An 11,120-nucleotide genomic window follows, 5' to 3' on the forward strand; every position below is an offset into this window, starting at 1 on the left:
ACACTTATCGGTAATCTGTTTTTTAAAGAGCGAATCGAATTATACAGTACAATTTTCAAAAGTCAACTAAAATTATCGAAAATTTCAACCAACTGTGTTATACTGTCTGCTTCGTTTTCTTCACCGCGTCAGCAGCGAAGAACCGAACTATACGCCCTCCAACAAAACCAGTCAACACCTTTCTCGAAATTATTTTCGAAAATTTAACCACCACCCTGTTTTAACAGGGTTTTTATTTTTCTAAAAATACTCAAATCTTCCCTATCCGCTTCCAATATCCAACCCGGTTCAATACTAAGGCCGTCTGAAATTTTGGTTTCAGACGGCCTTTTGAATTTGACCTATGCTTTAATTTATATTGTTGATGCTTGTTTTTTGGTATGATGTTTCTTTGATTTTATTTCAGCTTCGAGTTTGCTATGTCTGTCTATACCAGTGTTTCCGACGCTCAAATGCGCGATTTCTTGCTGCAATATGATTTGGGAGATTTTGTTTCTTTGCAGGGGATTGCTCAAGGAATTACTAACAGTAATTATTTTCTGACTACCTCAACCGGTCGTTATGTATTGACTGTTTTTGAGGTTTTAAAATCAGAGGAACTGCCTTTCTTTTTAGAGCTAAATCAACACTTGAGCCAAAATGGCGTTGCCTGCGCCGCTCCGATTGCTCGTAAAGATGGTGGACTGCATTCTATGTTAGCCGGAAAACCTGCCTGCTTGGTAACTTGTTTGAATGGCTCCGATACCGGCTGGCCGACAGAGGCACAATGTTTCCATACTGGTGCGATGTTGGCCAAAATGCATTTAGCCGGCCAAGATTTTCCTTTAAAAATGAAAAATCCCCGTTATGATGGCTGGTGGCACGATGCCTGCACTCAGTTGCTCCCGGTTTTAGATAGCGAAGATGCCAAACTGCTTCAAGCTGAAATTGCTTCTTTAGATGAAAATCTTGGAGAACATTTGCCTTCCGGTATTATCCATGCCGATTTATTTAAAGACAACGTACTGCTTAATGGAGATGAAGTTTCCGGCTTCATCGATTTTTATTATGCGTGCAATGGTAATTTCATGTACGACTTGGCCATTGCAGTTAACGACTGGGCGCGGACAGCCGATAATAAATTAGACCCTGCTCTTTATGATGCTTTTATCCATGGCTATGAAAGCGTGCGTCCTTTATCTGATGAAGAACGTGCATATTTCCCTACGGCACAAAGAGCCGGATGTATCCGTTTCTGGGTGTCCCGCCTACTGGATTTCCATTTTCCTCAATCAGGTGAAATGACATTTATTAAAGATCCGAATGCATTTAGAGATCTGCTATTGAGTCTTAATAAGGCATAGTTATAAGATCATCCAAATCTAAATTATAAGAATCTGAAATTTTTTCTCCTTACTAAGATCCTTTTAGAGACTTAAGACCTTTACATAAAAACTCGAAACCTTGTTCATCCAACCAGGCACATCATTTCACACACGAATTGTCTAAAACGACCGAGACATCGCGTTCGACTTTATTCATATACGTCATGTGGACTTTCTTGCCTTTGAATTCTGCTTCGACAACGGATTCCAGCGTAGCAACATCTCGGGTGAAGCCGAATTTTTTGTCGTTTGCGGCAATGAATTTGACGGGTTTATCGCGGAACAGCGAGTAGAAAGACTCGCCTTTATTATCTGCAGTCACGACGCATTGCGTTTTGCTGTCGGTGGCGATGACGGAGGAAAGCGTATGGGGCTTATGGGTGCGGTCGGCGAAGGTGGTGTAGGAATCATACGACCCGAAGCTGGTTCTTAATGCGAAAGTATTGCCAAGCCATTCATGGCTTGTCCTGTCTTCGGGAAGATTTTTCTCGATGACTTTTTTGCCTGCAAAGAAAGAGCATTCTTGGGTTTTATGGTTGCAGACTTTTCTGATGCTGAACTGCTTGTCCGAAGAAGTAATGATGGTTTCGGCGGCAAGACTGTTTGAGACCTTTGCAAAAAAGCCCTTCCCGCAACAGCCGAAATACCAACACAGATTTTCGGCTGTTTTCGTTCCAAGTACCCACTGGTTCTACCCAAACGCCCCCTTAATCCTCCCCGGACGCCCCATAATCAGGCATCCGGGCCGCCTTTTAGGCGGCAACAGGCACACTTAGCCTGTTGGCCGCTTTCAACAGGTTCAAACACATCGCCTTCAGATGGCTTTGCGCACTCACTTTAATCAGTCCGAAATAGGCTGCCCGCGCATAGCGGAATTTACGGTGCAGCGTACCGAAGCTTTGTTCGACCACATAACGGGTCTTCGACAAATATCGGTTGCGCTTCGTTTGCACTTCCGTCAGCGGACGGTTGCGGTGGGCTTTGCGCATAATGCCGTCCAGCAACCGATGTTCTTTCAGATGTTGTCGGTTTTCCTTACTGTCGTAGCCTTTGTCGGCATAGACGGTCGTACCTTCGGCAATGCCTTCCAACAAAGGGGACAGATGGTTGCACTCATGGGTATTGGCAGGAGTGATGTGCAGTTTCTCGATATAGCCTTCCTCATCGGTACGGGTATGTTGTTTGTAACCGAGTTTGTAGAGGCCGTTTTTCTTTGTCCAACGGGCATCTTTGTCCTTACTCGGTGTGGTTTGGCCGCTGACTTGTCCTTCTTCATCGACTTCTATGGCCTGGCGCTGTTTGCTGCCGGCGGTCTGAATAATGGTGGCATCAATGACGGCGGCGGATGCCTTCTCTAATTTTAGGTTTTTTTCGGCCAGTTGTCGGTTAATCAGTTCCAGCAATTCGGACAGGGTGTCGTCTTGCGCCAGCCAGTTGCGGTAGCGGCATAAGGTGCTGTAATCGGGGATGCTCAGTTCGTCAAAACGGCAAAACAGGTTGAAATCGATGCGGGTGATGAGGCTGTGTTCGAGTTCGGGATCGGTGAGGCTGTACCATTGTCCGAGCAGGACGGCTTTGAACATGGACAACAGGGGATAGGCGGGACGACCGCGGTGGTCTCGGAGGTAACGGGTTCTTTGACGATTCAGGTACTGTTCGATCGGTTGCCAATCAATCACCTGATCCAACTTCAATAGTGGGAAGCGGTCGATGTGTTTGGCGATCATGGCTTGTGCGGTTTGCCGGAAGAAGGTGCTCATGGAAAATCCCCTAAATGTCTTGATGGGAATTTAGGGGATTTTGGGGAATTTTGTAAAGGTCTCTGTTCGCACCTAAACGGAGACCAGGATGCCCGATTATCATGTGTCTAAATAAGGATTATAAGGAGTATTTAGTATGAAAAGTCGAAAACCTGTATTTAGATTTTAGCTATCAGGAAAGAGGAATTTTGTAAAATTCTCAACCTTCTTCTATATCAATGGTTAAATTAATTTTTCATTTAGGTAGCATGAAGAATATGAATAAAAAAAGAGCCTGCATAAAACAGGCTCTTTTTCATACTAATCCGAAGATTAGAATTTGTGACGCAGGCCAACCAAACCAGAGATGGTTTCAACTTTGTGAGGGCCAGACTCAGCACCACGCAACCAGCCGGCAGAAACCAGAGCAGTAGTGCGTTTAGAGAAGTCGTAGTCAGCACCAACGATAACTTGGTCGTATTGAGTGCCTTTCAGTTTTTTACCGTCAACTTTAGCTTTGAAGCCGTGAGCGTAAGAAACGCGAGGAGTTACGTTACCGGCGCGGTAAGCGGCAGTAGCAGCAACTTCAACAGTTTCAACACCTTTGCCATCCAAACCAGCAGCAGTACCAAATACTACGTTGGAAGCGTTAACTTTAGAAGTGGTTCTTTCACGCATTTCTTTAGTTACAACACCGTTAGACTGAGCTTGAGCGTAGTCACCTAATTTTTCCCAGTTTTTAGCGTATTGACCGGCTACAGATACGAACAGGTTGTTAGCATCGTAACCAGCTACCAAACGTTGTACGTGACCGTCTTTATAACCGTTTTTAGTCTCTACAGAGTTTTTACGGAAACCACCAGCGTATTGACCGAAGAAACCAGAGTTTTCGTAGTTCAGGCCAGCGTAGTAAGTGTCATGAGAAGGATCTTCGTGTTTGTATTTGTCATCAGAGTTCGCATTGTCGCGTGGAGTGTATTGTACGCTTGCGCTGAAGCCTGAGAATACAGGGCTGTCGTAACGTACAGATACTGCACGCTCGTCAACACGAGTGAATACAGACATGCCTAACGCACCGTTATTGCTTTCCCATTGGTCAACGTTGTCGCTAGAGTCTTTAACAGTAGAGTTCAGTTTACCGGCACGAATTTTACCGAAGCCGCCTTCCAAACCGATGAAAGATTCGCGAGAAGCCCACTCTTTGTCGCCACCGGCGATAGAAGTAGACTGTTCAACTTGCCAGATGGCATTCAGATTGTTACCCAAGTGTTCGTGGCCTTTGAAGCCGATGCGTGAACCGAAGTCAGCGATTTCAGTAGCAGTTTTAGAGCTTTGTGCGAACTTCAGTTCTTCAGCGGTTTTTTTACCCAATTTAACTTTGGATACTTCAACGCCGGCTTTAATTTGACCGTACAGAGTTACGTCAGCCATAGCTGCAACAGGCAGAGCCGCCAGAGTCAGGGCAATCAGGGATTTTTTCATTGCTGTTTTCCTTTTTTAAGTGTGAAGAAGCGAGCATTCGTTCTTCTTATTACGATATCGTTCTGTTTCAACGATTCCATGACCATAATATAAAGCTTATGGCTTAGGAAAACAAATTTTCCTCTTGTTTTGAGTGATTTTTGCTAGGAAACGTTGTTTTTTACAGACAGAGTGGATATGGAAAGTAGTCGTTTATTCTGTAATATCTTTTTCTAAAAGAGGATTTTTACAAAGGCCCCAGGCCGTCTGAAACCAATCGGTTTCAGACGTCCTTTAGTCTATCTATCCTTATTGCTAGATTACAATAAGGTCAACAGACAGGCTTTATTTTTCATTCAAAATCTTACCGACAATCTCGCCTACATCTTTGGACAAACCTTCTTGTGCATTGATGCGTTGCAATTCTTTGGTCATGACGGCTTTGCGGTTGGCTTCCAATTTGTTGCAGATGTTGAAAGCCTGCACCAGTCGGGCGGCAACTTGTGGATTAAAGCGGTCGATTTCCATCACTTTATCGGCTATAAAGCGGTAGCCGCTGCCGTCTTCTGCATGGAAGTGCGGAATATTACGGCTGAAGCTGATCAACAAAGAACGGGCTTTATTCGGGTTTTCGATGCTGAACTTAGGATGATTCAAGGCCGTCTGAACTTGCTGTAAAGTATCTTTGCGGCGGCTTGAAGCAATCAGGGCAAAGTATTTATCCATTACCAAGGCATCATCGGCGAATTTATCGGCAAATTGTGTCAACAAACGATCGCGGATTTCGCTTTCATTGCTGTTGATTGCGGATAAGATGCCCCATTCGTGGGTCATGTTTTGCGCCATTGCTTCGTAATTCTCCGCAACGTGTTCAATATGCGCAGCTTCAGCACGAAGGATAAATGCTCTGCAAGCATTGCGCAAAGTTCGCCAGCCGGCCAATTCCGGGCTGTATTCATAACGAACAGTGGCATCAGCTTGGTTTTCTTGCTCGGTAGCTTGACGGTTCAGCTCGCGCCACTGAGGCAGGAACTTGACAGCAACGGCATTGAGCAAGGCTTCTCGCGCTTGATGAACCTGAATCGGGTCAATATTTTCTTCTTCCGCCCATACATCGGTTTCAGACGGCATTTGCAGCAAAATGGCACGGAATGCCGGATCAAAGTCACCGGAAACCACCAAAGCCAAAGCATCCATCAATGCTTTATGTTCCGGCAAAGGACGGCCTTCCGCCAATGCCTGACGGTTGGCGTTAATGGCGCGATGATACAAGGTTTGAGCAGCCTCCCAACGGGCAAACTCATTTTCATCTGCCGCCAATAAAGTGGCCAATTCTTGCTCGCTGTACGGATAGTTCAGGGTAACCGGTGCAGAGAAATCACGCAGCAGAGACGGGATAACCGGCTCATTGACGCCGCCCAACACAAAAGTCTGCTCGGCTTCGGTCAATACCAAAACCGCCTCTTTCACTCGTTTGCCTTGATATTCAAACTCAACCGCTTCGCCTTTTTCATTCAGCAAACCGGTTTTGACCGGAATCATCATCGGCTGCTTTTCCGCCATATCGGGCGTGGCAGGAATGGTTTGTTTGATCGTCAATTCAAACGCACCATCTTTCAGACGGCCTTGAGCATCTAAAACCGGCGTACCGGCTTGGCTGTACCACAAAGCAAACTGATCAAGATTGATGCCGTTTGCGTCTGCCATTGCGGCACGGAAATCATCACAAGTCACAGCCTGACCGTCGTGGCGTTGGAAATACAGCTTCATGCCTTTTTGAAAGCCCTCTTCCCCGAGCAAGGTGTGATACATGCGCACGACTTCCGCACCTTTTTCATAGACGGTCATGGTGTAGAAGTTGTTCATTTCTTCATAGCTGGCCGGGCGGACAGGATGCGCAGTCGGGCCCGCATCTTCAGGGAATTGGAACAGGCGCAGCATACGGACATTGTCAATACGGCGCACCACGCGGCTGGCCCGGTCGCCGGAAAATTCTTGATCGCGGAATACGGTCAAACCTTCTTTCAGCGACAATTGGAACCAATCGCGGCAGGTCACGCGGTTGCCCGTCCAGTTGTGGAAATATTCGTGGCCGACCACAGATTCGATGCCTTCAAAGTCGGTATCGGTCGCGGTACGGCTGTTGGCCAGCACGAACTTGGTGTTGAAAATATTCAAACCTTTGTTTTCCATTGCGCCCATATTGAAATCGCCCACGGCAACGACCATGAAAATATCCAAGTCGTATTCCAAGCCGAAGCGCGTTTCGTCCCATTTCATTGCATTTTTCAACGATTCTACTGCAAAACCGACTTTAGGTTTGTCTGTCTCAGTAGTGTAGAACTCGATTTTGACCTTACGGCCGCTCATGGTCGTAAAATAATCTTCCGTTACCGCCAAATCGCCTGCCACCAAAGCAAAGAGATAGCTCGGCTTGGCAAATGGGTCTTCCCATTTCACCCAATGACGGCCGTCTGAAAACTCGCCGCTATCGATTTTATTGCCGTTAGACAGCAACACCGGATAGCGTTTTTTATCCGCAACAATGGTGGTGGTAAATTTAGACATGACATCCGGACGGTCGATGTAGAAGGTAATTTTGCGGAAACCTTCCGGTTCGCATTGGGTGAACAGGTTGCCGCCGGAAGCATACAGACCCATCAGGGATTTGTTCTCAGCCGGCAGAATTTCGGTTTCCACTTCCAGCGTGAAGTTTTCAGACGGCACGCCTGCAATCGTCAATTTTTCGTCTTCCAACACATAATCTACGGCCTGACCGTTTACTTTCACGGACCGCAGTTTTGCCGAACCATCCAATACCAACGGCTCCCCTGCTCTTTCAGGTTGGACGGTCAGACTGGATTTGACGATGGTTTGCGGTTCTAAAATATCGAAATGCAGGTCGGTTTTCAGAATACGGTACGCTGGAGCGGCGTAGTCTTTCAAATAATGGACGGTTTTGCTCATTTGTTCTCTTTCAGAGTCATGCGGTAAATAGATGAAGCATATCGTTTCATATAACCTAAATTCAAGTGTTTTCAGAAAAAAAGGCCGTCTGAAACCTAAAATTTCAGACGGCCTCCCTATTCAGGCAGCAAATCTAGTTGCCTGTCATTGCCAACTTACCACTGATACAGCGCACCGGCACCGACACCGACATGACCGTCGGTATTGGCCGAGAAGTTGCCTTTGACAATCCAGTTGCCGCCGTCGCTCATCGCAGACACGCCGATGGCCATGGCAGACTGACCGCCATAGTAGCCGCTGCCGACACCGATACCGGTCGCACCCGGACGGGTTACTTGCGGAATCGAGCCTTGGGCAATCGCACCGGCCACACCCGCGTAGGCTTTCTTACCTACTTGGTTGATGTTGTTCTGCAACTCGGTACCCAAACCAATCAATTGGTTCACGTTTGCCGCATCTGTACCGTCTTTACCCGGAGCCACATTGGTAATGCGTTGGCCGCCGTTGTTCAAACCGACAGGAGACAATTTGACTTGGTTGTTCGGATTGTTTTCAGTCGGTGCAGCGATGGTTACGCCGTCGTTGTTGACCACGGTATTGCCTGCGGTCAGACCGTCTTTGTTCAACGCAACTTTATCGCCGACTTTCACGCCGTCTTTGTTCATCACAGTATCGCCTGCTTTGAAGGTATCGGCATTCACGGTCTTCACGCTAATCTCGTCAGCCAACTTCAGCTGAGCGCCACCGGCTACGGTTTCGCTGATGATGTTGCTGTCGCCTTTGACGTTGATGGTGTCACCCAACGCGTAGTTGTTGCTGCCGGTCGTACCGCCGAAGTTGATGCCTTTGGCGATAGTCGCAGCATTGTTGGCTACGTTTTGGTTGGTTGCGTACAACTGGCTGCCGTTAACGGCATCTTTGCTGTTGGCATTGAGATCGCCATCCGCTACGTTGGTTACTTTATTGCCTGCATTGTCCAAGCCGTCTTTAGTCAGGTTTACCTTGCCTGCTTTCAAGCCGTCTTTGTTCAATGCAACATCGTCACCCACTTTCACACCGTCAGTATTCACTGCGGTATCGCCGGCTTTCACGCTGTCAACATCCAAGTCTTTATCGGTTGCCACCTCGTAAACAGTCTGACCCTTGTCGCCTGTTTTCTGAGTCACAACGATATTCTTACCTTGAACAACTTCAGTCTTAGACGCAGCAGCAGCTTGTTTCAGTTGGGAAACATTGACTGCATCGGTGTCATCCGTACCGGCTGCAACGTTGGTAATCTTATTGCCGCCGTTGTTCAAACCGGCTTTGGTCAGGTTCACATCGCCTGCTTTCAAGCCGTCTTTGTTCAATGCAACATCGTCGCCAACTTTCACACCGTCATTATTCATCACGGTATCGCCTGCGGTAACGCTGTCGACTTTCAGGTTTTTATCGGTCGCCACTTTGTAAATGGTTTGGCCATTGGCGCCTACATCCTGAGTAACAACAATGTTATCGCCTTGAACGACTTCAGTCTTAGCCGCAGCCACAGCTTTGTTCAACTGAGCAACATTCACCGCATCAGTATCATCGGTACCGGCTGCAACATTGGTAATCTTGTTGCCGCCGTTGTTCAAGCCGGCTTTAGTCAGGTTGACATCGCCAACTTTCACGCCGTCAGTATTGACTGTGGTATCGCCGGCTTTCACGCTGTCAACTGCCAAGTCTTTAGCCAATTTGACTTCCAACTTATCAGAGCCATTCGCTACAACGCCGATATTGCCGTCTGAAAGTTTGGCTGCATCGGTTTGACCGCCGACAATATTCAGCTTCGTACCCGGTTTGCGTTCAACGTCTTTGCCGCTGTCGCCGCCGAAAGTCAAAGGCAGATTGGCAGTTGCATTGACGGCTTTGATTGCATCGTGGATGTTGTTCTCACCTGTACCTCCAATATCGGTCATGCTGATGTTGCCGCCGTTATTGGCCGCATTGCCACCCAATACATTCACCAACTGATCTTGGGCTGCATTCAGCTGCTCTTCGGTCGCCGCACGTTTGCCTTGGGCAAAATCGCTGCCGCCCAAAGTCGTATTGCTCAAGCCGCTGACTTCGCCTTTATCGCCATCGATTTTCACCGGAGCCGCTTGACCGACATTCAACACATCGGCCAATTTCAGCTGTGCACCACCAGCTACGGTTTCGCTGATGATGTTGCTGTCGCCTTTGACATTGATGGTGTCGCCCAATGCGTAGTTGTTGCTGCCGGTGGTACCGCCGAAGTTGATGCCTTTGGCGATGTTGGCGGCGTTGTTGGCGACGTTTTGGTTGGTCGCAAACAGTTGGCTGCCGTTGACGGCGTCTTTGCTGTTGGCATTGAGGTCGCCGTCGGCTACGTTGGTCACTTTGTTGCCTGCGGCATCGATACCGGACTTGGTCAGGCTAGGACCGCCTGCGACTTTCACACCGTCGTTGTTAACGGTGGTGTCACCGGCTTTGACGCTGTCTACCACCAGGTCTTTGTTCAGCTTGACGGTTACAGTGTCGCCTTGGGCTTCAGTCGTGATGTTGTCGTCGCCGGCAACGGTCACGGTGGAACCGAGTTTTTCGACATTGGTGCTGCCGCTGTCGCCGTTGAAGGTCAGGCCTTTGTTGTCAACGGTGGTTTTGGCATCCACACCTTTTTGGATGTCGTCTTTGGTGTCTTGCGCCAAGTCGATGCTGTAGTCGGTCACGTTGTTCGCGTCTGCAGCAGCGGCGGTAACGGTCAACTTGTCAGAACCGGCGCTCGCGGTCGTGCCTTTGGCGTTGACGGTGTAAACGTCTTGGCCGTTGGTGCCGGTCGTTTTCACCACGTCTTTGATGTTGGTACCGGCGGCAACCTCGGTACGCGCTGCGGCGCTTTGCTGTTTCAGCTGGCTGTAGTTGACGGCGTCGGTGTCATCGGTACCGGCGGCTACGTTGGTGATCTTGTTGCCGGCGGCATTGATGCCTGCTTTGGTCACACTTGGGCCACCGGTAATGGTGAGGCCGTCTGAATTCAGTTTGCTGTCGCCTGCGGTAACGCTGTCAACAGTAATGTCTTTGGCCAGTTTGAAGTCAATCTGGTTGTCGGACACTGTGGTCACGATGTTGCGGTCGCTGCTGCGGTAGGCAACGGTTTCGCCCAGTTGGACGTTGTCGTCGCTGCCGTTATCGGCGGCAATGTTCAGACCTTTGGCGATGTTGGCGGCGTTGTTGGCGACGTTTTGGTTGGTCGCAAACAGTTGGCTGCCGTTGACGGCATCTTTGCTGTTGGCATTGAGGTCGCCGTCGGCTACGTTGGTCACTTTGTTGCCTGCGGCATCGATACCGGACTTGGTCAGGCTAGGACCGCCTGCGACTTTCACACCGTCGTTGTTAACGGTGGTGTCACCGGCTTTGACGCTGTCTACCACCAGGTCTTTGTTCAGCTTGACGGTTACAGTGTCGCCTTGGGCTTCAGTCGTGATGTTGTCGTCGCCGGCAACGGTCACGGTGGAGCCGAGTTTTTCGATATTGGTGCTGCCGCTGTCGCCGTTGAAGGTCAGGCCTTTGGTATCAACGGTGGTTTTGGCATCCACACCTTTTTGGA

The 11,120-nt window shown here is 48.6% G+C and carries 7 protein-coding genes; 2 read left to right on the forward strand and 5 right to left on the reverse strand.

Annotated elements, in window-relative coordinates; all coding sequences use genetic code 11:
- The first annotated feature begins 419 nt into the window (after positions 1 to 419).
- Positions 420 to 1,343 carry a homoserine kinase gene (gene thrB / locus ACTHUT_RS08940; protein ID WP_440386788.1) on the forward strand — a complete coding sequence of 308 codons (924 nt, stop codon included), beginning with the start codon at positions 420 to 422 and terminating at the stop codon, positions 1,341 to 1,343.
- A gap of 121 nt (positions 1,344 to 1,464) precedes the next feature.
- Here the strand turns inward: thrB and ACTHUT_RS08945 are convergent, their stop codons facing one another.
- Positions 1,465 to 1,686, reverse strand: coding sequence for a hypothetical protein (locus tag ACTHUT_RS08945; protein ID WP_440386787.1), 222 nt, complete (start codon positions 1,684 to 1,686; stop codon positions 1,465 to 1,467).
- Positions 1,687 to 1,821: 135 nt separating this feature from the next.
- Between ACTHUT_RS08945 and ACTHUT_RS08950 the strand changes: the two genes are divergently transcribed.
- The gene (locus ACTHUT_RS08950) at positions 1,822 to 1,971 is read left to right on the forward strand and encodes a hypothetical protein (RefSeq protein ID WP_440418740.1); all 150 of its coding nucleotides are present in this window, start codon (positions 1,822 to 1,824) and stop codon (positions 1,969 to 1,971) included.
- A gap of 145 nt (positions 1,972 to 2,116) precedes the next feature.
- Here the strand turns inward: ACTHUT_RS08950 and ACTHUT_RS08955 are convergent, their stop codons facing one another.
- The 4 genes from ACTHUT_RS08955 to ACTHUT_RS08970 all read right to left on the reverse strand — a co-directional run.
- A complete protein-coding gene (locus ACTHUT_RS08955; RefSeq protein WP_440386786.1) occupies positions 2,117 to 3,124 on the reverse strand; it encodes an IS5 family transposase in 1,008 nt (335 codons plus the stop codon).
- A gap of 312 nt (positions 3,125 to 3,436) precedes the next feature.
- Entirely contained in the window at positions 3,437 to 4,585 is a 1,149-nt protein-coding gene (gene porB, locus ACTHUT_RS08960) for a trimeric porin PorB (RefSeq protein WP_440386785.1), read from the reverse strand.
- A gap of 324 nt (positions 4,586 to 4,909) precedes the next feature.
- Positions 4,910 to 7,531 carry an aminopeptidase N gene (pepN, locus tag ACTHUT_RS08965; RefSeq protein ID WP_440386784.1) on the reverse strand — a complete coding sequence of 874 codons (2,622 nt, stop codon included), beginning with the start codon at positions 7,529 to 7,531 and terminating at the stop codon, positions 4,910 to 4,912.
- 155 nt (positions 7,532 to 7,686) lie between these two features.
- A partial coding sequence (locus tag ACTHUT_RS08970; RefSeq protein ID WP_440386783.1) for a YadA-like family protein occupies positions 7,687 to 11,120 on the reverse strand: 3,434 nt, incomplete at its 5' end.

Source organism: Neisseria sp. P0022.S010, from assembly GCF_051956635.1.

Coding starts and splice junctions, on each gene's coding strand:
- ACTHUT_RS08950 (WP_440418740.1), top strand. CDS start 1,822: ATGGCTTGTCCTGTCTTCGGGAAGATTTTTCTCGATGACTTTTTTGCC.
- ACTHUT_RS08955 (WP_440386786.1), bottom strand. CDS start 3,124: ATGAGCACCTTCTTCCGGCAAACCGCACAAGCCATGATCGCCAAACAC.
- porB (WP_440386785.1), bottom strand. CDS start 4,585: ATGAAAAAATCCCTGATTGCCCTGACTCTGGCGGCTCTGCCTGTTGCA.
- pepN (WP_440386784.1), bottom strand. CDS start 7,531: ATGAGCAAAACCGTCCATTATTTGAAAGACTACGCCGCTCCAGCGTAC.
- thrB (WP_440386788.1), top strand. CDS start 420: ATGTCTGTCTATACCAGTGTTTCCGACGCTCAAATGCGCGATTTCTTG.